This is a genomic window from Mesorhizobium sp. WSM4822 (assembly GCF_055811155.1).
Map to the genome: position 1 here is coordinate 625,809 of NZ_JBVVQM010000002.1, position 23,210 is coordinate 649,018.

General features: G+C 64.0%; 20 protein-coding genes and 1 tRNA gene. 8 read left to right on the top strand and 13 right to left on the bottom strand.

Translation table 11 applies throughout. The annotated features are described in order from the left end of the window. Window positions 1–10 precede the first annotated feature (10 nt). Together AC0L3E_RS07875 and AC0L3E_RS07880 are read left to right on the top strand one after the other, a co-directional pair. Entirely contained in the window at window positions 11–937 is a 927-nt protein-coding gene (locus AC0L3E_RS07875) for a phosphoenolpyruvate hydrolase family protein (RefSeq protein ID WP_473604560.1), read from the top strand. A 7-nt stretch (window positions 938–944) separates the two neighbouring features. Beyond that, window positions 945–1,361: a cupin domain-containing protein gene (locus AC0L3E_RS07880; RefSeq protein ID WP_127268329.1), complete on the top strand. Its 417-nt coding sequence runs from the start codon at window positions 945–947 to the stop codon at window positions 1,359–1,361. Between the two features lie 201 nt (window positions 1,362–1,562). Here AC0L3E_RS07880 and AC0L3E_RS07885 read toward each other — a convergent pair whose 3' ends face one another. Then, on the bottom strand, window positions 1,563–2,753 hold the full coding sequence (locus tag AC0L3E_RS07885) for a M24 family metallopeptidase (RefSeq protein ID WP_473604561.1): 1,191 nt from the start codon (window positions 2,751–2,753) through the stop codon (window positions 1,563–1,565). A 369-nt stretch (window positions 2,754–3,122) separates the two neighbouring features. Here AC0L3E_RS07885 and AC0L3E_RS07890 point away from each other — a divergent pair, with 369 nt between their 5' ends. From AC0L3E_RS07890 to AC0L3E_RS07910, 5 genes are all read left to right on the top strand, one after another. Next, the gene (locus tag AC0L3E_RS07890) at window positions 3,123–4,733 is read left to right on the top strand and encodes an ABC transporter substrate-binding protein (protein ID WP_473604562.1); all 1,611 of its coding nucleotides are present in this window, start codon (window positions 3,123–3,125) and stop codon (window positions 4,731–4,733) included. A gap of 267 nt (window positions 4,734–5,000) precedes the next feature. Next, complete coding sequence (locus AC0L3E_RS07895) at window positions 5,001–5,987, top strand: ABC transporter permease (protein WP_473604563.1); 987 nt, start codon at window positions 5,001–5,003, stop codon at window positions 5,985–5,987. Next, the gene (locus AC0L3E_RS07900) at window positions 5,984–6,814 is read left to right on the top strand and encodes an ABC transporter permease (protein ID WP_127809248.1); all 831 of its coding nucleotides are present in this window, start codon (window positions 5,984–5,986) and stop codon (window positions 6,812–6,814) included. The genes AC0L3E_RS07895 and AC0L3E_RS07900 overlap by 4 nt, the downstream gene beginning before the upstream one ends. Beyond that, complete coding sequence (locus AC0L3E_RS07905; RefSeq protein WP_473604564.1) at window positions 6,811–7,830, top strand: ATP-binding cassette domain-containing protein; 1,020 nt, start codon at window positions 6,811–6,813, stop codon at window positions 7,828–7,830. The genes AC0L3E_RS07900 and AC0L3E_RS07905 overlap by 4 nt, the downstream gene beginning before the upstream one ends. Then, the gene (locus AC0L3E_RS07910) at window positions 7,827–8,627 is read left to right on the top strand and encodes an ATP-binding cassette domain-containing protein (RefSeq protein ID WP_473604565.1); all 801 of its coding nucleotides are present in this window, start codon (window positions 7,827–7,829) and stop codon (window positions 8,625–8,627) included. Before AC0L3E_RS07905 ends, AC0L3E_RS07910 begins: the two co-directional genes overlap by 4 nt. A gap of 25 nt (window positions 8,628–8,652) precedes the next feature. On the opposite strand, the gene AC0L3E_RS07915 is transcribed toward AC0L3E_RS07910, so the two are convergent. Continuing rightward, on the bottom strand, window positions 8,653–9,264 hold the full coding sequence (locus AC0L3E_RS07915) for an NAD(P)-dependent oxidoreductase (RefSeq protein WP_127322455.1): 612 nt from the start codon (window positions 9,262–9,264) through the stop codon (window positions 8,653–8,655). A 41-nt stretch (window positions 9,265–9,305) separates the two neighbouring features. Then, window positions 9,306–9,944 carry a DsbA family protein gene (locus AC0L3E_RS07920; protein WP_127397363.1) on the bottom strand — a complete coding sequence of 213 codons (639 nt, stop codon included), beginning with the start codon at window positions 9,942–9,944 and terminating at the stop codon, window positions 9,306–9,308. A gap of 131 nt (window positions 9,945–10,075) precedes the next feature. Between AC0L3E_RS07920 and AC0L3E_RS07925 the strand changes: the two genes are divergently transcribed. Beyond that, on the top strand, window positions 10,076–10,993 hold the full coding sequence (locus AC0L3E_RS07925; protein WP_473604566.1) for a LysR family transcriptional regulator: 918 nt from the start codon (window positions 10,076–10,078) through the stop codon (window positions 10,991–10,993). A 12-nt stretch (window positions 10,994–11,005) separates the two neighbouring features. Here AC0L3E_RS07925 and AC0L3E_RS07930 read toward each other — a convergent pair whose 3' ends face one another. The 10 genes from AC0L3E_RS07930 to AC0L3E_RS07975 form a co-directional block, all read right to left on the bottom strand. Beyond that, on the bottom strand, window positions 11,006–12,622 hold the full coding sequence (locus AC0L3E_RS07930; protein ID WP_473604567.1) for a GMC family oxidoreductase: 1,617 nt from the start codon (window positions 12,620–12,622) through the stop codon (window positions 11,006–11,008). Then, window positions 12,619–14,133, bottom strand: a complete 1,515-nt coding sequence (locus AC0L3E_RS07935; RefSeq protein WP_473604568.1) for an FGGY-family carbohydrate kinase — start codon at window positions 14,131–14,133, stop codon at window positions 12,619–12,621. The genes AC0L3E_RS07930 and AC0L3E_RS07935 overlap by 4 nt, the downstream gene beginning before the upstream one ends. Before the next feature lie 22 nt (window positions 14,134–14,155). Then, the gene (locus AC0L3E_RS07940) at window positions 14,156–14,998 is read right to left on the bottom strand and encodes a class I fructose-bisphosphate aldolase (protein WP_473604569.1); all 843 of its coding nucleotides are present in this window, start codon (window positions 14,996–14,998) and stop codon (window positions 14,156–14,158) included. Beyond that, window positions 14,989–16,686, bottom strand: coding sequence for a glycerol-3-phosphate dehydrogenase/oxidase (locus AC0L3E_RS07945; protein ID WP_473604570.1), 1,698 nt, complete (start codon window positions 16,684–16,686; stop codon window positions 14,989–14,991). The genes AC0L3E_RS07940 and AC0L3E_RS07945 overlap by 10 nt, the downstream gene beginning before the upstream one ends. 21 nt (window positions 16,687–16,707) lie before the next feature. Continuing rightward, a complete protein-coding gene (locus tag AC0L3E_RS07950; protein WP_128308128.1) occupies window positions 16,708–17,703 on the bottom strand; it encodes an aldo/keto reductase in 996 nt (331 codons plus the stop codon). After that, on the bottom strand, window positions 17,700–18,680 hold the full coding sequence (locus AC0L3E_RS07955; RefSeq protein WP_127321031.1) for a sugar-binding transcriptional regulator: 981 nt from the start codon (window positions 18,678–18,680) through the stop codon (window positions 17,700–17,702). Before AC0L3E_RS07955 ends, AC0L3E_RS07950 begins: the two co-directional genes overlap by 4 nt. 25 nt (window positions 18,681–18,705) lie before the next feature. Then, window positions 18,706–19,629 carry an ABC transporter permease gene (locus AC0L3E_RS07960; RefSeq protein ID WP_473604580.1) on the bottom strand — a complete coding sequence of 308 codons (924 nt, stop codon included), beginning with the start codon at window positions 19,627–19,629 and terminating at the stop codon, window positions 18,706–18,708. A 76-nt stretch (window positions 19,630–19,705) separates the two neighbouring features. Then, window positions 19,706–21,241, bottom strand: coding sequence for a sugar ABC transporter ATP-binding protein (locus tag AC0L3E_RS07965; protein ID WP_473604571.1), 1,536 nt, complete (start codon window positions 21,239–21,241; stop codon window positions 19,706–19,708). A 96-nt stretch (window positions 21,242–21,337) separates the two neighbouring features. Further along, complete coding sequence (locus AC0L3E_RS07970) at window positions 21,338–22,369, bottom strand: substrate-binding domain-containing protein (RefSeq protein WP_473604572.1); 1,032 nt, start codon at window positions 22,367–22,369, stop codon at window positions 21,338–21,340. 682 nt (window positions 22,370–23,051) lie between these two features. Beyond that, window positions 23,052–23,128 (bottom strand) — tRNA-Met (locus tag AC0L3E_RS07975). Between the last annotated feature and the right edge of the window lie 82 nt (window positions 23,129–23,210).

Consider the following 23,210-nt stretch of genomic DNA (forward strand, 5'->3'; position numbering starts at 1 on the left):
ATCTCAAAAAATGCCCGCCATACCGCGCAAGGACATATTGAAGAAATTCAGGGGAATGATCGACAAGAGCGTGCCGATCGTCGGCGGCGGCGCCGGCACCGGCCTGTCGGCGAAAGCCGAGGAGGCTGGCGGCATCGACCTCATCATCATCTACAATTCCGGCCGCTACCGCATGGCCGGGCGCGGCTCGGCCGCCGGCCTGCTCGCCTATGGCAATGCCAACGAGATCGTCAAGGAAATGGCCTATGAGGTGCTGCCGGTGGTCAGACACACGCCGGTGCTGGCCGGCGTCAACGGCACCGACCCGTTCGTCATCATGCCGCTGCTGCTGGCAGAGCTGAAGACCATGGGCTTTTCCGGCGTGCAGAACTTTCCCACCATCGGCCTGTTCGACGGCAGCATGCGGCAAAGCTTCGAGGAAACCGGCATGGGCTTCGGGCTCGAGGTCGACATGATCGCCGAGGCGCACAAGCTCGATCTCTTGACCACGCCCTATGTCTTCAACCCCGACGAGGCCCGCGCCATGACAAAAGCCGGCGCCGACATCGTCGTCGCCCATATGGGTGTGACGACAGGCGGCTCGATCGGCGCCACCTCGGCCAAGTCGCTCGACGACTGCATCGTCGAGATCGATGCCATCGCCGACGCCGCGCGCTCGGTGCGCAAGGACGTCATCCTGCTTTGCCATGGCGGCCCGATCTCGATGCCGGACGACGCCCGTTACATCCTCTCCCATGCCAAGGGCCTGCACGGCTTCTATGGCGCCAGCTCGATGGAACGGCTGCCGGCGGAAGCCGCGATCGCCAAACAGACGGCCGATTTCAAGGCGGTGACACTGGAGCATCGGACCCAAAAGTGGAAACCGGTTTTGGGAGAATCCGATGCTCCCACAAAAAGACAGAACGGTTACAAGACCACGAAGAAAAAGAAGGGATGATGAGACGATGACCGACACGAGCAAGGTATTTGTCTACCCGAAGGACGTCAGCGCCTTCGGCTTCGACTGGGGAAAATTGGCGCTGACGGTGGCGCCCGAAGTGAATGGCGCAACCCGGTTTTCCGGCGGTGTGGTGGACCTACCGTCCGGCAAGGGTCACACGCGCCACAACCATCCGGGCGCGGAAGAAATCATCTTCGTCATCTCCGGTCATGGCGAGCAGATGGTCGAGGACGAAAAGGGCAATCCGGTGGTCGCAAAAGTCGGCCCCGGCTGCACCATCTATGTCCCGGAAAGCCGCTTTCATTCGACGCTGAACACCGGCGACGGGCCGATGCAGCTTTTCGTCGTCTATTCGCCGGCCGGGCCTGAACTGGTTTTGCGTGAGCTGCCGGATTTCAGGCTGATCGCGCCGGGGCAGTGATGAACTTGTTCTAGGGTAGCGCTGCCCCTCATTGTCCTGCCGGACATTTCTCCCCGTATAGTGACGGGGAGAAAGACGCAGTCATCGGCGCTTTCGCCAATTTTCAAATAGGTGCCGAGGGCGCGGCTGCCCTCTTCTCCCCGTCACTATACGGGGAGAAGGTGCCGGCAGGCGGATGAGGGGCAGCGCCCGCCTTGGGTTCTATGAGATCCCGCCCCTGTTCCATCCCCTGCCACGGTCCCCGAACATCACGTAGCCGCCCTCAGTAACCGCCAGCGTGTCCTCCAGCTTGATGAAGCCGCGCGTCGGGTGAAGCATGGTTGTCTCCACCGACAGCACCATGTTCTTCTCCAGCGGCTTGGCCGCATAGGTGCCTTCATAGGTCACCGGGTGGTTGGTCATCAGGAACGGCGCCTCGTGCGTGATCAGGCCCATGCCATGGGCGAAGAAATCCGTGTAGGGCGCGACCTTCGAAGCCTTCAGTACGCCCTCGGCATGGGAAATCATGTCGCCGCCCAGCGTGCCCGCTTTGACTTTTGAGAAGGCCGCCTGCTGCACCGTCTCGACCTCGGCCAGCAGATCTTCCAGTTCGGCATCCGGTTCGCCGAGAATGCCCATCCGGCAGAGATCGCCGATATAGCCGTGAAAGTTGCCGCCGGAATCGATTGACAGCACTTCGCTTTGTTTCCACGCCTGCGGTGAAGCGGCGCGGTTGTGGCTGGCACCCAGCGTCAGCAGGCAATATTCGAAATGGATGCCGCGATTGGTTTCCTCCCGCCGCAGCTGTTCGATGATCTCGCCCTTGGTCGTGCCTTCGCGCGCCCAGGCGATGGTCGCCAGCATGGAATCGGTGATCAGTTCGGAGGCCGTGCGCAGCTTCTCCAGTTCGGCATCGGTCTTGATGGCGCGCATGCGCTCCAGCATGTCGGTCGCATCGATCAGCCTGGCATCCGGCAATGCGTTGCGGATCAGCGTATAGGCGTCCGACGGCAGGAAGCCGGGCTCGATGCCGATGCGCGCGCCCGCCTTGCCGATCTTCTGCAGATGCTCGACCGCAAGGTTGGCGGCGTCGAGCGTGCCCCAGCAGGCGGCGTGCAGCGTCGGCGTCCAGAACGGGTTGTTCTGATGCTCGCCGCCCTCCATACGGTTGCCGATATAGGCGGCATGGTCCGGCCCGCCTTTCTCGTACACGACAATCGGCAGGTAACGGCTGTGGCCGATCGCATCCATGGCGGCGAAGAAGATGAACTTGTAGCCGCCCAGCAGATATTGCGTGTTGTGCTTGGAGGTGGCGAGCAGCACATCGATGCCGGCCTCCTCCATCAGCCGGTCGACCCTTGCCTGGTCGAACGGGATATTGCCGACCGCATTCTTGCCCGGAGCAATGTTCATCTCTCTCTCCCTGAATAGCCGGATCGCCGCTGTTCCGCTCCCGATCCCTTGGCAGCGGTCAAATCTGCACCATTTTGCCCGTTCTGGTCCAGCCAGAAACAGATGAAATGTCGCCTCTCTATGACTCCGCGCTGTCATTCGTCGCATATTCAACCAATCTGGTCCTACCAGAAGGATCAAATTGAGCCACGTCCTCCAAACTGGTCCAGCGGACGAAAATTTCAAAGCCAAGCGAGGATGCGCCAATTCCGTCTCTGGCGAAACCCTCGGCAAGGCTCATAATCGCCGCCGCAAGGGATGCTGGCGGGCTGCCGGCGTCCGAGGGGGTTGGCGCACCCGACCGGGTCGCGGAGAGGACGGAGTTCGATCATGTCAGGTTTCACGATTTCCAGACGCACGATGCTTGCCGGCTCGGCAATGCTGCTGGCCTCCACCGCAATGCCGGCACCGGGCTGGGCGCAGACGCCAAAGAAGGGCGGGCGGCTGGTGCTTGCCGCCGATTCCGAACCGCGCAACCTCAACCCGGCGATCGTCGCCTCCAACGGCGTCTTCTTCATTTCCAGCAAGATCGTCGAAACGCTGGCCGAAGCCTCCTTCGACGGCAAGGACGGTCTCGCGCCACGGCTGGCGCTGAGCTGGGAGGGTGCCGCCGACGGGCTCTCGGCGACGTTCAAACTGCGCGACGGCGTCAAATGGCATGACGGCAAGCCGTTCACCTCGGCCGACGTCGCCTTTTCGGCGCTGCAGATCTGGAAGCCGCTGCAGAATCTCGGCCGCACTGTGTTCAAGGATCTGGCCAGCGTCGACACGCCCGACGATCTCACCGCCGTGTTCAAATTCGCCAAGCCGACGCCGTTCCAGCTGATCCGCAACGCGCTGCCGGCGCTGAGCAGCGTGGTGCCGAAGCACATCTATGAGGTCGGCAAGATCGAGGACAACCCGGCCAACAACGCGCCCATCGGCACCGGACCGTTCAAATTCGGCGAGCACAAGGCCGGGCAATATTACCGGCTGATCAAGAATACGGATTACTGGGGCAAGGACGAGCCCTATCTCGACGAGATCATCTATCAGGTGCTGCCGGATCGCACGTCAGCGGCGAGCGCGCTGGAGGCCGAAGAGATCCAACTGGCGGCCTTTTCCGCCGTGCCGCTGGCCGACCTCGACCGCATCTCGAAAGTGCCGGGCCTGAAGGTGATCTCCAAGGGTTACGAAGGGCTGACCTATCAGCTTGTCGTCGAGATCAACCATCGCCGCAAGGAACTGGCCGACGTGAAGGTGCGCCAGGCGATCGCGCATGCCATCGACAAGGATTTCGTCGTCAAGACGGTGTTCCTCGGCTATGCCGCGACCGCCACCGGTCCGGTGCCGAAGAACGATCCGCAATTCTACACCGCCGACGTGCCGACCTATGCCTTCGACGTCGCCAAGGCCAACGCGCTGCTCGACGACGCCGGCTACAAGAAAGGCGCCGACGGCAACCGCTTCTCGCTCAAGCTGCTACCCGCGCCCTATTTCAATGAGACCAAGCAGTTCGGCGACTATCTTCGCCAGGCGCTCGCCGCCATCGGCATCGACGCCCAACTGGTCAACAACGACTCGGCCGCGCACATCAAGGCGGTCTACACCGACCACGCCTTCGACCTCGCGGTCGGCCCGCCGGTGTTCCGCGGCGATCCGGCGATCTCGACCACCATTCTGGTGCAGAGCGGCATTCCGGACGGCGTGCCGTTCTCCAACCAGGGCGGCTACAAGAACGACGCGCTCGATGCGCTCATCGCCAAGGCATCGGAGACGCTCGATACATCAGCCCGCACCGACCTCTACAAGGAATTCCAGAAGGAGGTGGCCACCGACCTGCCGCTGATCAACGTCGCCGAATGGAGTTTTATCAGCGTCGCGCGCGACACCGTCGGCAACATCGCCAACAACCCGCGCTGGGCGGTGTCGAACTGGGCGGACACGTATTTGGAATCGTGACAGAATTGCGCGGATGAAAATTCGCGAAATCAGCGTAGGCGTTGAGCCCTACGAGGCCCCCCTCTGTCCTGCCGGACATCTCCCCCTCAAGGGGGGAGATTGGCTGGCCGCACCGTCGGCTGATTTTCCTGCAGCGTCGAACATTGGCGAAGCCATAAATGACTTCCGATCTCCCCCCTTGAGGGGGAGATGTCCGGCAGGACAGAGGGGGGCGCTCAGGCGCGACATCTCTCTTGGGCGACTCAGTGCCAAGCCTCCGACGCCCCCATGACCCGCGCCCTCACGCTCATCCGCCGTCGCCTCGTCGGCAGCATCTTCGTGCTGCTGATCGTCGTCATCGGCACGTTCCTTTTGCTCGAGGCCGCCCCCGGCGATGCGGTCGATGCCTATATCGTCTCGACCGGTGGCGACGCCGGCATGATCGAATTGTTGCGACATCGCTGGGGCCTCGACCAGTCGGAGCTGACGCGGCTCGCCAATTACCTCTGGGCGCTGCTGCATCTCGATCTCGGCCAGTCGGTGACCTTCTCCAGGCCGATCCGCGACGTCATCCTCGAACGCCTGCCCAACACGCTGCTGTTGATGGTTAGCGCCACCGCGCTCTCCTTCGGGCTCGGCTCGGCACTCGGCATCTACGCCGGCGCACAGCCGGGCAGCTTCCGCGACCGCTTCCTGTCGATCGGCTCGCTGGCGCTCTATGCAGTGCCGGGTTTCTGGCTCGGCCTGGTGCTGATCGTCGTCTTTGCCGTCGACCTGCGCTGGCTGCCGATCGGCGGCATCGAAACCCTGGCCTCGGACAAGACCGGCCTTGATCGCGCAGCCGACATTGCCATCCATCTCGCCCTGCCCGTTTCCGCCCTCGGCTTCATCTATCTGGCGCTCTATCTGCGCATGATGCGCGCCGGTATGGCCGAGGTCTGGCGCCTGGATTTCGTCCTGGCCGCGCGCGCCAGGGGATTGTCACGCCGCCGCATCGTGCTCGCCCACGTCGCCCGCAATGCACTGCTGCCGCTGGTCACCATGCTCGGCCTGCAGTCGGCGCAGATGCTCGGCGGCAGCGTCGTCATCGAGAGCGTTTTTTCCGTGCCCGGCCTCGGCCGGCTGGCGCAGGAGGCGGTCGCCTCCCGCGATACGCCGCTTCTGCTCGGCATTATCCTCACCAGCGCCGTCCTGGTCATCGTCATCAATTTGCTCGTCGACATCGCCTACGCCTTCCTCGATCCGCGCGTAGGCGCCAGCGAGGCCGGCGCATGAGCCCGCTCCGCCGCTTTCTGCGCACGCCCGAGGCGGTCGCCGGCGCCATGCTCCTGGCGGCGCTGATCGCTATGGCGCTGTCGGCGTCGCTGCTGTTCCCCGGCGACCCGCAGGCCATCGCCGGCCCGGCGCTGCTGCCGCCGTTCCAGGACTGGTCGCTGCCGCTCGGCACCGACCGGCTTGGCCGCGACGTACTGGCCGAGCTTTTTCATGGCGCCCGCACATCGCTGGCTGTCGGGCTCGCGGCCGCGGCCGCCGCACTTGTCGTCGGCGCCGTGGTCGGCACATTGGCCGGCTTTGCCGGCGGCCTCGTCGACGAGGTGCTGATGCGCATCACCGACGCCTTCCAGACCGTGCCGAGCTTCCTGCTGGCACTGGCCTTCGTCAGCGTCGTCGGACCGTCGCTCGGCGTCGTCGTGATTGCCATCGCGCTCGGCACCTGGACCGGACCAGCCCGGGTCGCCCGCGCGGAAGTCCTCTCCATTCGCGAACGCGATTATGTCGCCGGAGCCAGGGTCATCGGCATGCACCCGCTGGCGATCGCCTTTCGCGAGGTGCTGCCCAATGCCTTGCCGCCGGTGCTGGCGATGTCGTCGGTGATCGTCGCCGCCGCGATCCTCACCGAAGCGGCGTTGTCGTTCCTCGGCCTGGGCGATCCCAACCGGGTCACCTGGGGCGGAATGATCGCCGAAGGCCGCGCCGTCCTGCGTACCGCGCCCTTCCTGTCGATTGTCCCGGGCATAGCGCTGGTGCTGACCGTGCTCGGCGTCTATCTCGCCGGCGAAGGCATTGTCGAGACGACAGCGGTCAGGAGAGGCCTGTCGTGACCACGCTCGCTTCGATCCGCGACCTGACGGTGACCTATCGGCGTGACGGCAATGAGGTCGCAGCGCTGAGGAGTGTAAGCCTCGACGTCACCAATGGCGAACGCCTCGCCATCATCGGCGAAAGCGGTTCGGGCAAAAGCACACTGGCGCTGGCGCTCGCGGGGCTGCTGCCGGGATCCTCCAGGATTGGAGGGCGAATCGACTGGTTCTTGCCATCATCGCCACCCTCTGGCGCCAAGGCACCCCCCTCTGTCCTGCCGGACATCTCCCCCTCAAGGGGGGAGATTGGCAGTTCCCCCGCAGGCCCTCTTTCTGCATCTCTGGCGATGGGCGAAAGTGGAGACAAGGGCGTAATCTCCCCCCTTGAGGGGGAGATGTCCGGCAGGACAGAGGGGGGCCTCGTAAGGCGCAAAGTCCGAAAGTCTTCCCTCAAACAGAGCTACATCCCCCGCCTCGGCCGCGACATCGGCTTCGTCTTCCAGGACCCCTCAGCCAGCCTCGATCCTGTCATGACCATCGGCAAGCAAATCGCCGAAGTCGCCCGCACCCATCTCGGCCTCACCTGGTCCCAGTCCTATGCCAGGGCCAAAAGCCTGCTCGATCGCGTCCGGCTGCCGGACCCGGACTCAGCCTTGCGCGCCTTCCCGCATCAACTCTCCGGCGGCCAGAAGCAGCGTGTGGCGATCGCCGCCGCCATTGCGGCCAGTCCGAAGTTGCTGATCGCCGACGAAGCGACCAGCGCGCTCGATACCATCGTGCAGGCCGAGATCGTCGCCTTGATCCGACGCCTGGTGACCGAGGACGGCATGACGCTGCTGTTCATCAGCCACGACATCGCGCTGGCGGCCGAGCTTGCCGAGCGTATCGCTGTTTTCCGTCATGGCCAGTTGGTCGAGCTTGGCAGGACGGCGCAGATTGTCGGCGCCCCGGCCCAGCCCTATACGCGTGCATTGCTCGACGCCCATATCGGCCTCGACACCAGGCCGTTGCTGAACCGAGCCAGGCTCCACGCATGAGCCTGCTGGCGGTGTCCAACCTGACCAAGCGCTACCGTCGCGGCGACAAGACCATCGCTGCCGTCGACGATGTCTCCTTTCACATCGGCCCCGGTGAGACGCTGGCGTTGGCCGGACCTTCCGGCAGCGGCAAGTCGACGATCGCGCGGTTGGTGCTGCGATTGATCGAGCCGGACGACGGACGCATCGACTTCGAGGGCAGTGATTTCCTGGCCTTGAGCGGCGCCAAGCTGCGAGCACGCCGCGCACGCCTGCAAATGGTGTTCCAGGACCCACTGGCCGCCTTCAATCCGCGCGCCACGGTGGCGCGCGTGCTCGACGATCCCTTGCGCATCCATGGCATCGCCTCCCGCGCCGAGCGGCCGCGCCGCATCGCCGCCTTGCTGGAGCGCGTCGGGCTGACGGCTGATCTCGCCCCACGCGCCATCCACGAAATCTCCGGCGGCCAGCGGCAGCGCGTCGCCATTGCCCGCGCCATCGCCACGAAGCCGTCGCTGATCGTGCTCGACGAGGCGGTGTCGGCGCTCGACGTCTCCGTGCGCGGGGAGATCCTCGAGCTTTTGCTCGACCTGCAACGCCAGGAAAAGATCGCCTATCTCTTCATTTCACATGATCTCGGCGTCATCAGGTCGGTCGCCCACCGCGTCATCCTTCTCGATGCCGGGCGGATTGCCGAAAGTGGCGATGCCCAAACCGTCATCGACGCACCGCAATCGGCCATCGGCAAGGCGCTGGTGGCGGCAGCACCGAGATTGAACCGGACTCTGATGCGGCTGACGTCGGCCGGCCTCGATTGAGACCCGGCCGCCGCCACCCGTTCGCTCAATAGCCGACGGTGAAGCGCTGCCTGATATGGGCTGGCTTCTCGATCTCGTCGACCATGACGATCGCGTAGTCCTCGAAGGAAATGCTGCTGCCCTTGTCGGAGGCGAGAAGTGTGTCCTTGCCGAGGCGGAATTTGCCGGTGCGCTCGCCAGGCACGAACATGGCGGATGGCGACAGGAACGTCCAATCGAGGTCGTCGACCGTCTTCAATCTGTCCAGGAAGTCGGCGCCCTTCTGCGCTTCGGCCTTGTAGATATCAGGGAAGTCGGGGCTATCGACCAGCCGCTTGCCCGGTGCGACTTCGAGACTGCCGGCGCCGCCGACGATCAGATAGCGCTTCACGCCGGAGGCGCGCACCGCCTCGATCAGCGTATCGGCATCGCTGTCCAGGAAATGCACGGAGCTGATCACCGCGTCATGGCCGCGGATCAGGTCCGCGAGACCTTGTCTGTCGAAGACATCGCCTTTCCTGGCCGTCACGCCCGGAAGCGCGACGATCTTTTCCGGGTTGCGCGCAATGCCGGTGACGGTGTGGCCGCGATCGGAGAGTTCCCTAAGAAGGCGTGAACCGACGGCGCCCGATGCACCAATGAGAGCGACTTTTGCCATGTCTGTTTCCTTATTTCTTGTTGGGGGTCTGGAGGATGGGATCACGCCGCCGCGATATGGGCGACAAGATTGTCGAAGCTGCCGAACAGCGCGTTCGAACCGATGAGCCGGGGCGCATCATTGCGGATGACCGAGAGCGAAGGCACGCCATCGGCATGCAGGCGCTGGAACAGCGCACGGCCACGGCCAACCAGATCGCGGTGAGCCGTCAGCAATGTTTCGGTCGGCGCCTTGAGCATTTCGGCGGCGTCCGCCATGCCGGCGGCGGCGAGCACCTCGGCCACACCGCCGATCGTCACGACATCGCGTCCTTCTACATAGCGCGCATGCTGGATCGTCTTCAGCGCCGCAAGCCGGCGGCTGGGATCTTCCAGGCCAGCGGCACTGATGCCGAGTGTGGCGGCATGTGAGTCGAGCAGGGTCCCACGAACATTGAGGACATTGTGCCGGTAGGCCGGCGTGAAGGATTGTCCGGTCAGGCGCTCGATGCGCTGGTCGTTCGCCCAGGCATGCGCCGCAAAGCCTTCATCCATCGGACGCGCGCCGGCGCCGGAAAACAGGCCGGTCGGCAGCAGTTCGACGTTCAGGCCGGCGGCCGACAACCGGTCGAGCATCGGGGTGGCGCCATAGCACCAGCCGCAGAGCGGATCGAAAAGATAGGTCACTTCTGAATTGCTCATAGTCGCTGCCATTCCTGCCCGGCCACCGGACTCGTCGAGGCCGTCGCTCATATGTGGCAGACGGCAGCCTTGCGATAAATGGCGCCCAATTGTACAAACTGTCTGATCCGATCATACAAAGGGCAGCCAGCTTGGCCGAACTTCTGAACCTCAATCGGCTCGCCTACTTCACCACGGTGATGGAAACCGGCTCGTTCACCGCCGCGGCCGACCGGCTTGGCGTCGCCAAGGCCGTGGTCAGCCACCAGATCGGCAAGCTCGAAGAGGAGCTGGGCGCAACGCTGCTGCAGCGCACGACCCGGCGTGTCACGCCGACCGAAGAGGGCCGCCTCTTCTATGACCGCGCGATGATCATCCTGCGCGAAGCGGAGGCGGCCTATGGCGAAATCTCGCGCGGGTCCGTAGAACCGAGCGGAACGCTGAGGCTGACGGCGCCACTCGACTACGGCACCAAGATCGTGGCTCCGGTCATGGCGGCCTATCTCAGAACCTACCCGCATATGCGCGTCGAGGCGATCTTCGACGACGCCGTCAGCAATCTGGTGGACGAGCAGATCGATCTCGGCATCCGCGTCGGCTGGCTCACCGATTCCTCGAACCAGGCGCGGCGCCTGGGGACGATCCGGCAGATCGTGGTGGCGAGCCCTGGCTTCGCGGCGAGCCTGCCGCCCGACGTGACGCCGCGCCAGGCAAGATCGCTGGCTTGGGTCGGCAACACCCAGTTGCGCGGCATCGGCCAATGGCTGTTTTCCAGGGACACTGAGACGGTGCTGACCGAACTCAATCCGGTCATCATGTGCGACAAGAGCCCCGCCGCCCTGGCCTGCGTGCTCGTCGGCATCGGGCTCGGCGTCTTTCCGGACTACAGCGTCAGCGACGATATCGCCGAGGGGCGGCTGGTGCCGGTGTTTGCCGACTGGAGCCTGCCGTCAGGCGGCATCCACGCGGTCTTTCCGCCGGCCCGGTTCCGGCCCGCCAAGGTGCGCACCTTCGTCGATCTGCTCGCGGCGGCCGAGAGACGGCGATCGCGCGGTGTTGCCACGGCTTGAAGCCGATGGCGGTCAGCGGGCCTCTTGCAGGATCATCTCGGCTGCCTTCTCCGCGATCATGACGACCGGCGAGTTGGTGTTGCCCGAGACGATTGTCGGCATGATCGAGGCATCGACCACGCGCAGCCCGCCAAGCCCGTGAACACGCAGGCCGTCGTCGACCACCGCCATCGTATCCGACCCCATCTTGCAGGTGCCGACGGGGTGGAAAATCGTCGTGCCTATATCGCCGGCCTTGCGGATGAGCTCTTCGTCGCTGTCATACTGCGTGCCGGGCAGCATCTCTTCCGGCGCAAAGCGTGCCACCGCCCGGGCCTTCATGAGAGTGCGGACATGGCGCAACGACGCGACGGCCACGCTGCGGTCCCCCTCGGTGGAAAGATAATTCGGCCGGATCTTCGCCGCCTCCCGCGCGTCGGCTGAACCCATGTGCACGCTGCCCCGGCTTTCCGGACGCAAGTTGCAGACCGAGACGGTGACCGCGGGAAAGCGATGCAGCGGTTCGCCAAGACGGTCGGTGCTCAACGGCTGTACATGATATTCGAGATCGGGCGTTGCGAGACGCGGATCGCTCCTGGCGAAGATGCCGAGCTGGCTCGGCGCCATCGACAGCGGCCCGCTGCGCTTGAGCGCGTATTCCAGCCCCATCGACGCACGGCTGACCAGATTGTGGTAGCGCTGGTTGAGCGTGGCGGTGTTGGCGACCTTGAAGACGGTGCGGATCTGCAAATGGTCCTGCAGGTTTTCTCCGACGCCCGGCAAGGCGTGACGAACATCAACGCCGATGCCCGAGAGCAGGTCGGGGCGGCCCACCCCCGACAGTTCGAGCAGCTTCGGCGAGTTGATGGCACCGGCCGCAAGGATCGTCTGTCCAGCGCGGACCTGATGCAGGCGGCCGCCTTGGCGGAAAATCAGGCCGGTGACGCGCCGGCCGTCGAATTCGAGCCTTTCGGTCTCCGCGCCGAGCACCACGCGCAGGTTTTTGCGCGCCGCTATACCGCGCAGGAAGGCCTTCGATGTGTTCCAGCGGACGCCCTTCTTCTGGTTGACCTCGAAATAGCCCGAGCCTTCATTGGTGCCGGTGTTGAAGTCTTCGGTGCGCGGAATGCCGAGTTCCTCGGCCGCGTCCCGGAAGGCGTCAAGGATCGGCCATGACAGCCGCTGCCGTTCGACCCGCCACTCGCCGCCGCTGCCGTGCATGGCACTCTTGCTGCCGTGATAGTCTTCCGACTTGAGGAAGTAAGGCAGGACATCGTCCCAACCCCAGCCGGCATTGCCGGCCTGACGCCAGCCATCATAGTCGGCTGCCTGGCCGCGCATGTAGATCATGCCGTTGATCGATGAACAGCCGCCAAGCACCTTGCCGCGCGGATAGTTGAGGCTGCGTCCATTGAGACCGGCTTCCGGCTCGGTCTTCATCATCCAGTCGGTGCGCGGGTTGCCCATGCAGAAGAGATAGCCGATCGGGATATCGACCCAGTGATAGCGGTCGCTGCCCCCGGCCTCGAGCAGCAGCACATTGTTGCGCGGATCGGCGGAGAGCCGGTTGGCGAGCACGCAGCCGGCGGAACCGGCGCCGACGATGACGTAATCGTAATTGCCGAACGGGGACGGTGGATCTTCGGTCACGTGCGCGCCTGCTGTCCGGCGATGCGCTCCCACATCGGGGTCATCGCCTGGTTGATCTCGCCGTACAGTCGATACCGCCCCGAATATGCATCGGCAACCGCCTCATTGGGTACAAAATGTCGGGCCGCCGCCGTCATGGCGGCTGCACCGGCACTGTAGTCCGCGAAAATGCCGACGCCGGTGCCCGCCGCGATCGCCGCTCCCAGCGCGCCGGTTTCGCGGCTGCGCGCCACGGTGACGGGCACGCCGAGCACATCGGCGAATATCTGCGGCCAGACGCTGCTGCGCGAGCCCCCGCCCGACAGCACCACCTGGTCGAAATCAGCGCCCGCTCTGTGCAAGGTCTCGACATGGCGCTTATGCTCGAAGGCAACGCCCTCGAACAGCGCACGCAGCAGATGGGCTCGGCTGTGCCAGCCGGCGATGCCATAGAAGCCTGCGCGCGCATGGCCATTCTGCTGCGAGCCGTAAAGGAAGGGATGATAGATCGGGATGTCGCTGTTGGGATCGACGGACGCCACCAGTTCGCTGCACAATTCGAACGGCGACTTGCCGGCTTCGCCACCATGTTCGAGGAATTCGCGAACGATCCATTCGAGATTGGCGGCCGAGGTGGCACTGGATTCGATCGCCAGATAGCGCTGGCGGTCGAAAGTCGACAGCATGAAGATCGAAGGGTCGCGGATCGGTTCGTCGGTAATGACCTGGTTGATGCTCCAGGTCCCGGCGATAACCGAGGCGGCGCCGGTTCTGGTCACGCCCGAACCGACCGCGCTGGCGACGACATCGAACAGCCCGGCGACGACCGGCGTGCCGGCGCGCAGTCCCGTCAGGGCCGCCACCTCCGCGCTCACATGACCGGCAATGTCGGCCGATTCCAGCACTGGCGGCAGCAGGTCCATGCAATCGCCGAGCCCATAGGCGGCAAGCAGGTCCGGCTCGTAGCGGCGGTCCTGCATCTCCAGCAGGCCGCAGCCCGACATGTCTGAAGTATCGCTGCTGCGCGCACCAGTCAGGCGGTTGACGACGAAATCCTTGCACAGGAACACAGTTCCGATGCTGGCGAACAAGGCCGGCGAAAAGCGCTTGAGCCAGGCAAGCAGGGTAGGCGTCTGCGCCGCCCACGGCCGTTGCAGGCAATGTGCATAGGTGCGGCCGCCGACATTCTCTTTTGCCCATTCGGCGACGATGTCGACCGCGCGTGTGTCGAGCGACTGGATGCCGATCAATGGCGCGCCCGTGCGATCGAGCGCGTAGAGCCCGTTGCCATGACCGGCGCAGCCGATGGCGACTATCTCGCCGGCGTCGATGCCGGCTTCAGCGATGCATTGGCCGATGACCGAAACCGCGTTGCGCCAGAGTTCGTCGAGATCGCGTTCGACATGCCCGGGCTTTGGCATGGACGAGCGGCCGTCACGGGCGGCGAATGCCAGTTCGCGGCCGGACAAGTCGAAGAGGATGGCCTTGATGACGGTGTTGCCGGCATCGAGACCGAGGATATAGCTTGCCATTGGCGCCTCCCGAGGCCGCAGCCTAAGCCTGGTTGTACAGATCCCAGGCCGTACCGCCATCGGCATCGTCGTGAATGATCGCCATCAGCCCGCGCACGACAGCGCTCGGGTTGGCGTGCTGGTAGATGTTGCGGCCATAGACCATGCCAAGCGCACCCTGTGCCATCAAGGCGGCCGACTTGTCGAACACGGCACGCAGATCCTCCTTGCCGCCGCCGCGCACCAGCACCGGGCAGCGCGCCGCCTCGACGACGCGGTGGAAGTCGTTGGGATCGGTGGTCGGATCGGCCTTGACGATATCAGCACCCATTTCACGGGCAAGCCGGGTCAAGGTGACGATCTTTTCGGCATCGCCGTCGACCATGTAGCCGCCATGCTCTGCGACCGGCAGCATGGCCAGCGGCTCGATCATCAGCGGCAGGCCGTATTTCTCGCAATCGGCGCGCACGCGGGCGATGTTCTGCACGCATTGCCGGAACAGGTCGGGTTCGTCGGGCAGCATGAACAGATTGACCACGACGCAAGCCGCATCCATCCCGATGGCGCCAAGCAAGGGCTCGGCTTCGTTCTGCAGCACCGCCCACATCGCCCGGTGGCGTATCCTGTTATAGGGATTGCCCATGTCGATGCGCATCACCAGCGCCGGCTTGTCCTTGCCAGGCACGGCCTGCAGCAGATCGGCCTGGCCGTAGTTCATCTGGATGGCGTCGGGGCCGGCCTTGACCAACTGATTGACCACACCGGCCATGTCTTCCAGCCCGGCAAGGAAGCTCGGCTCGTTGCAGACACCGTGATCGATGGCTACGTCGAGGCAGCGGCCGCCATCGAACAGCCGGTTCATGCGGACTTTCTTGTTTATGCGCATAGGGCGCTCCTTTGATGCGTCTGGAGATCGATGCCGTGCCGGTCGGCCAGCAAGGTGAGGAAGGTCGCGCGCTCGGTGGCGGCCTCGCTGGCGCTCCAGCCCTTGTGCGCCGCCAGCATGTCGAGAACGGCATTGACGAGGTCGAAGCTGAGACCGCCCGAAATGGCGATGGTGGTGCGGCGCAGGAACAGGTCGGCGAGGCACTCGACCTGCTCGCGCTCGATGATGCGCCCTATCTCGTTTGCCGAATAGTCCGACCGCGGCAGCATCTGTTCGCCCGCCGGGTGCGAAACGAAATCCCTGGCCGACGTGCCATAGCGCTGCAGAAGTGTGCGCGCGCGCTCGACCGGCAGGCCATGCTCGGCGGCGAATGACGCGCACCAGGCGTCCGGATCGGCGGGGAAATCGCGGCCGCCACCGATGGCCATGTACTGCGTGCCCTTGCCGCGCGCGAGCCCAAGCCGCTTCAACGCCATGTCGGCGGCCAGCGCTCCAAATGAACGGAAGGTGGTCCACTTGCCGCCGATCATGCACAGTGTCGCCGGCAGATGCCCGCTCGCTTCTACGAACTCGCAAAAATGATCGCGCGGTATTCGGCTGGTAAAACTGTCCTCGCTGGCGGGCAACGGGCGTACCCCTGCGAAGCGAAACACGATCTGGTCATCGCTAACCTTGATCGAGGGAAAGACGAAAGCGAGCGACTGCAGGATGTAGCGCTGCTCGTCCTCCTCGCAACGGACCTTGTCCGGATCGTCGACCCGGATGTCGGTCGAGCCGATCAGCACCTTGCCTAGATAGGGAAACAGGATGCAGATGCGTCCGTCCTCGTTCTCGTAATAGACCATGTGGCCGCCGAGCGCGTCGAACAGTTCTGCGTTGTCGACGATCAGATGCGAGCCTTTGGTGCCGCCCATCATAGTCTGCGCCGCCGCCCCGATGGCTTTGTTGGTCAGGTCGATCCAGCCGCCGGTGGCGTTGATGACCAGTTGCGCCCGCACCGGCAACTTTTCGCCGGTCAGCGTGTCGGTGATGACAAGGCCGTCGCCGGTCGACGACGCCTGAGCGTAGTTCAAGGCGCGGGCATTCGTCGCGCTCGCCATGGCGTCCAGCAGCATCTCCAGGCCGAGGCGTTCGGGCCGACTTACCCAAGCGTCGTAATAGGTCGCCGAATTGCGGATCGCCGGATTGATCGCCGGCCATGTCTTCAGGGTTTCGGCGCGGCCCCTGAACCGGTGCGTCGGCATCAAACGCCGTGCAGCGGTGAAAAGGTCGTACATGGCAAGCCCGGCCTTGATGACCAGCGCCCCGCGCCGGCTCGGCCGCCGCGTCAACCCCAGGAAACGCACCGCACCGTTGGCGAGACCGGAGAAAATGTCGAAGATCGGCACCGTCGTCGGCAGCGGAGCCACATAGTGCGGGGCATTCCTCAGCAGCCGGTCGCGTTCGAGCAGCGATTCGCGCACCAGTTTGAACTCGCCGTTTTCGAGGTAGCGCAGGCCGCCATGCACCATGCGCGACAGGGCGGCGCTGGCGCCGCTGCAATAGTCGCCCTTCTCCGCCAGCACGACATCGACGCCTTGCAGGGCCAGTTCGCGAAAGACGCTGATGCCGTTGATGCCGCCACCGATGACGAGCACGGCGATATCAGGCCGGTCGCGCAGACCAGCGATTGTATGACTACGGTTCATCGGGGCTGTTGCCTTTTTTGCTCAGGCATCCATCGCGGTGAGATGCGCGGCTGCCGCGGCGTCGATTGCCGCTAGCTCGCTTGCCGCAAGCGTGATCTCGCCGGCCCGTGCATTGTCGAGCGCCTGCTCGGGATTGCGCGCGCCGCACAGGGCGAAGGTGATACCCGGCTGGGCGAGCGTCCAGGCGATAACGATCTGCGCCATCGACGCCTGGTGGCTTTCGGCGATCGGGGCGATTGCCTCTTTCAGCTTTGCCACCTTCTGCCGGTTGGCCGTGGAAAAGCGTGGGTTGTCCTTGCGCTGGTCGTCGCCGCCGAATGTGCGCTCTGGGTCGACCGTGCCGGTGAGCAGGCCCAGCGCCAGCGACGAGTAGCTGAGGGTGGCAATGTCATGGCGGCGGGTGATCGGCAGCAGGCTGCTCTCGAGGTCGCGGTCGATCATCGAATAGCGCTCCTGGATCGCATCGAGCTGGCCGGCGTCGATATAATGGCCAAGATCCTCGGCGCTGATGTTGCTGGCGCCAATGGCGCGGATCTTGCCGGCTGCCTTGAGCTTTTCCAGCACCGCCACCGTCTCGGCGATCGGGGTCGTCGGATCCTGCCAATGGGTGATATAGAGGTCGATGTAGTCGGTGCCCAGACGGCGCAGGCTCTGCTCGACCTCATAGGCGATGCCGTCGGCGCCGAGATAGCGATGCACAGGCTTGGCGTCCTGATCGAAGAAATGGCCGCCCTTGCCCGAATGCCAGTTCAGCCCGCATTTGGTCGCGATCACCACTTTGTCGCGCTTGCCCTTGATGGCGGTGCCGACGATCGCCTCGCTGCGGCCAAGACCGTAGGCCGGCGCTGTATCGATCAGGCTGAGGCCGGCATCGATCGAGGCTTCGATCGCCCTGACCGACTCCTTCTCGTCGGTGCCGCCCCACATCCACCCGCCAATCGCCCAGGTGCCCAGGCCTACGGCCGACGCCGATATGCCGGACTTGCCGATCTGCCGCTGGATCTGTCGAGAATTCATGCTACCTCCTGTTCGGCCAGCTCGAGGATCTGGAGCCCCGTGGCCTCGTCCGTGACGATGGTGTCGAGATGGTTGCCGCGCAGGGCGGCGAGGATCGGCGCGACTTTGCTGGGGCCGCTTGCAATGCCGATCGAGCGCGGGATGGTCGCGAACTCGTCCAGCGTCAACGAGACCAGCGAACGGTTGAGCGAGTAGTTGCAGAGCTTGCCCTGGCGGTCGATAAGATGAGCGAGCAGCTCGCCCGTCGCCCCGGACTTCTCGATCGCCTGGCGATCGGCATTCGAGGACGGATGCAGGTCGTAGTAGCTGGAATCGTCGGTTAGGATGGAGCCGACACCCACCACCGCGACATCCGCCTCGCGCGCCTTGCGAAACACGTCGGCGACGGAGCTGATGCCCATCAGCATTTCGCGCTGCTGCACGGTGTCGGCAAACAGCGGCGCATGAATCTGATAGGCGCGGCCGCCGAGCTTGTCGGCCATCAGCGAGGCGACGTGGTTGACGTCGGTGTAGTGCTTGCCCTGCACCAGGCCGGTTGCGGGAATGATCTCGACGTCGTATCGGCGCCCCGGCTTGAGACCGGCGACCAGCGCGCTGACGCCCTTGCCGCCGGTGATCGAGATCGTGTCGCCGTCCTTGATGGTGTCGAGCAGCAGCCCAGCCGCCGCCTCGCCGACCCGCTGCAGGGCCGTGTGCGGATTCTCGGAGACCGACGGCACCACCATCGCCCGCTCGATGCCGCCCAGCGCAACCAGCCGTGCTTCCAGGTCGACCAGATGGTCGATCGGTGACTTGATCTTGATCTCGACGAGGCCGAGCTGGTGGCCGCGCTTGATCAGCCGGTTGACCGTCGCGTGCGAGATGCCGAGTTCCCCGGCGATCTCGGCCTGGGTCTTGCCTTCGACGTAATGCAGGACAAGCGCCTGGTGCATTTGACGAACAGCGGCGATGTCGTCGCGGGTGTTGGGAGGGGCCATGGTCTTGCTGCGGTGCCTTTAGAGTTCAGGACTTCTTGCGATGCAGGAAGTGATCGATCGATACGGCTGCGAGCAGGATGCATCCCTTGATCATGTCCTGCCAATAGACCGAGACATCGAGCAGGATAAGCGAGCTCGTCACCACCGACAGCAACGCCATGCCGAGGATCGCTCCGAAGATGGTGCCCGAGCCACCATTGAGCGAGGCGCCGCCGATGACGGCCGCGGCGATGATGTTGAGTTCCATGCCGGCGCCGAAGGTCGGTGTCGCCGCGCCGAAGCGCGCCATGTAGATGACACCGGCCAGTCCGGCCAGCGTCGAGCACAGCACCGTGACCCAGAACTTCACCTGATTGGTCCTGATGCCCGAGAACTGCGCGGCCTTCTCGTTGGAGCCGGTGTAGAAAACCTTGCGGAAGGCCGTGGCGCGACGCAGCAGGAAGTCGAAGATCGCCACCACGACGATGAAGATCAGGATGACATAGGGGATGTTGTTGAGACTGCCTTGGCCGATGGCCTTGAAAGCCAGCGGCAGGGTGAACAGCGACAGCGGCGTGCCCTTGGTGACCACAAGGCACATGCCGCGCACGATGACCATGGCCGCCAGCGACGTGATGAAATGGTTGAGGCCTATCACCGTCACGAAGAAGCCCATGGCCGCGCCGATCAGCGCGCTGACACCGATGCCGATCAGACTTGCCGTCCAGGGATCGAGGCCGGCGAGGAACAGCGCCCCCGAGACCACCATCGAGAAACACACGACCGAGCCGACGGAAAGGTCGATGCCGCCGACGATGAGCAGGATCGTCATGCCGACGACGACGATGCCTTCGATGGAAAAGCTCATCAGCATGGCGCGGAAATTGCCCCATGTCAGGAAGTGCGGCGAGGCGAAGCTCATGGCGATGCACAGCGCCAGGATGATAACGATCAGCCCGGCCTCGCGCATCGAGGCGAGCTGAGCGAAATTGATGCGCCGCCCGGCGGCCTTGATCTCGGCGTGCACGAGCGCTTCTCCTGATTCCCTAGGCGACATTCTGGGCCTGCCTTTGATTTGAACTGTCTTGAACGCCCGAGGCGAGCATGATGATGGCTTCCTCGCCGAGCTCGCTGGCGGCGAGTTCGCCGGCGATCCTGCCTTCGCGCACCACGACAACGCGGTCGCACAGACCGATCAGCTCCGGCAGCTCCGACGAGATGACGATGACGCCGACACCGCTGCCGGCCAGCTGGCGCAGCAGCCGGTGGATCTCGACCTTGGCGCCGACATCGATGCCGCGTGTCGGCTCGTCCATGATGATGACCTTGGGATCGACGGACAGCTGCCTGGCGATGGCGACCTTCTGCTGGTTGCCGCCGCTCAGCGTCGAGACGGCGGCCTCAATGCCAGCCATGCGCACGCCGAGCCTGCCGGTCAACTCCTTCGCCTGACGATCCTCGGCCTTACGATTGAGCAAGCCGAGTGGCCCGGTGAGCCGGCCGAGGTCGAGCGCGGAGATGTTCGCTGCGATCGGCAGATCGAGGAACACGCCGGAGCCTTTCCGGTCCTCAGAGAGATAGACCAGCCCCGCCTTGACCGCATCGCCATAGCTGCGCAACCGCAGCTGCTTTCCGTCGAGCACGACGGTTCCTGACGTCATTGGCCTGAGGCCACAGACCGTTTGCGCGATCTCGCTGCGGCCGGCCCCGATGAGGCCGCCTATGCCGAGAATTTCGCCAGCGCGAAGCTGCAGATCGACGTCGGCGAAGCGGCGGCCATCGGAAAGCCCCTCGACCGCGAGAAGCAGGCGCCCCGGCTGTTGCGGCGCCAGCTTGTCGGGATAGAGCTGGGTGATTTCGCGGCCCACCATCTTGCGCACGACATCGTCAGGTGAAACGGCGGCGACCTGATCGGTCGCCACGTACCGGCCGTCGCGGAAGACGGTGACGCGGTCGCACAGCGAGAATATCTCGGCCATGCGGTGGCTGATATAGACCACCGAAATGCCCCGCTCCTTGAGCCCGCGCACGATCGAGAACAGGCGTTGCGCTTCGCTTTCGGTGAGTGCCGCGGTCGGCTCGTCAAGCATCAACACCTTGCAGTCGAGCGTCAGCGCCTTGGCGATCTCGACAAGCTGCTGGTTGGAAATGGAGAGGTCGGCGACCCTGGTGCGCACCGGAATGGGCGCGAGCAGGTCCATGACCTTCTGGGCGTCAGCATAGAGCTTCTGGAAATCCATCAGCGGCGCGCGCCGGCTGTTGATCGCGGCCATGTAGATGTTTTCAGCAACGGTGGCGTCCTGGCACAGCGCGATCTCCTGGTGGACAAGCGCAATGCCGAGACGTTGCGCGGCTGCGGGCGAGTGGATCGAAATGCGCTCACCATCGATCAGGATGTCGCCCTCGTCGGGCTGCAATACACCGGCGATCATGTTCATCAGCGTCGACTTGCCGGCGCCGTTCTCTCCGCACAGTGCATGGATTTCGCCGCGCCGCAGCTCGAACCGTACGTCGCTCAGCGCCTTGACCGGGCCGAACGCCTTGGACAGGCCACGGATTTCAAGAATGGGCGCCTGGGTCACGCCGTGCTCCTGCGATGAACCTGCGGGGGAGGAAGGAGGCCGAAGCCTCCTTCCCGGTTAATCCGGCCATGCCGAGGCCGGGCGGCGAGATCGAGACTATTCCTCGATGCCCTTGGTGCCGCGACGCTTGAGGTACTTGTCCCAGTAGAAGTCGTCCGCATTGTCCTTGGAGACAATGGAGAAGCCATTGTCGACGAAGGGCACGCTCATCGGGTTGAAACCCGAACGCTTGGCGTCGTTCATCGGATCGATCAGGCCGGGATGCTTGGCCATCCACAACAGCATGAAGCCCATATAGCCCTGCATGCCCTGGTTTGGATTGACCGAGCCGAAGATCTCGCCGGCCTTGATCATGTCGAGGATCTTGGCATTGACGTCGGCGAGCATGACGCGGATCTTGCCACCGCCTTCCTTGGCGGCCTGGGCAGCGCCGATGGCCGAGTTGGCCTCCGGCATGAACACGGCGCCAAGATCAGGATGCGCCTGCGCCAGGCTCAGAACCGCCTGATAGGCCTTGGTGGGATCCTGGTTCGAAGCGGCGCGGCCGACGAGCTTCATGTCAGGCCATTTGGCTTCCATGCGGGCAACGAACGCGTGGACGCGCTTGTCGTGGTTGTCCTGGCCGGGATTCTCCAGCACCGCATATTCGCCCTTGCCGTCCATCGCCTTGGCAACGGCGTCGGCGGCATAGGTGCCTTCGGCATTGTTGTCGGAGGTGATGTAGGAGACGCGCTTGGAATTCGGCGAGTCGGCGGCGAAGGTCACCACCGCGGTGCCCTGTTCGATGGCGCGGTTGATCGGCTCGATGAACGGATCGGAGTTCATCGGATGCACCAATATGCCGGCCGGCTTCTGCGCCAGCGCTTGGTCGAAGGTCGCGATCTGCTTGTTGACGTCGTATTCCGGCGTACCCGTATAGGCGGTCTCGCAGCCGAACTGCTGGCCGGCCTGCTTGAACATTTCATAGACCGGGAACCAGTATTCGACGCCCGAGACCATGACGTTCATGACATATTTTTCACCCGGCTCGCATTTGAACGGGTTTGGGGTTTCGGCGCGTACCTGCATCGACCCAATGCAGGTCGATGCAGCCGCCGCGATTGCGAGCGTGCTCAGAAATTTGCGCAAGTTTCCTCCCTTGGCCGAAGCCATCCTCAATGACCGTCGCAGGCGCTCAGCGAGCGCTGCCGTATGGATTTGATGATGCCAACCTTCCTCCGAAAGCCGACGATCGGGACATTACAGCCTCGGCGCACATTGTCAATATAATTCACATGCTGAAATATATTTCACAACCTACTTCCGGGGAGTCTACGCTCCGGTCGACGAAGCTGGTCGCAGGCCGCCAAGGTGCCGTACGGGCCAGGCAAGGCCTTTCCGGCCTTTTTGGCCGCGAACCGGGGAGTGTGGTTGGAGTATCTGCACCCAGGAGTTCGCGCGGTGCCCTCCCGCCGGCCGCGTCTTATCACGTGAAGCCCAGATCTTGTTTGATAAGCATCTGCTCCGGGCGCGGCGTGACGCTCTCCATGTCGCTTGGCCAAGAAGTCTGCTGCTTCGTCGGCTTACAGCAGCCTTGACCACCCGGAGTATTCCGAGAACCTTCGACTGTCCCCCGAATGCGAACGGCCGGCGGGCATTGTTCCAGGCGGGCCGTTTGCTTACCGAAGTTTGATTGGGGAGAGGATTTGAGTTTTCTGTCTGGCGGCTTGGGCTTGGCCTGCTTGGGGGCGCCTGATGACGGGTTAAACGCCGGCACCAGGGCAAAAAACAAAAGAGCCCGCACGAGGCGGGCTGTTTGTTTAGTGAAGTTTGGTTGCGGGGACAGGATTTGAACCTGTGACCTTCAGGTTATGAGCCTGACGAGCTACCGGGCTGCTCCACCCCGCGTCACCTCTTAGCAAGCGTTTGCTTGCTAATCTTAGCAAGCGTTTGCTTGCTAATCTAAGCAAGCGCTTGCTTGCGTTCCTAA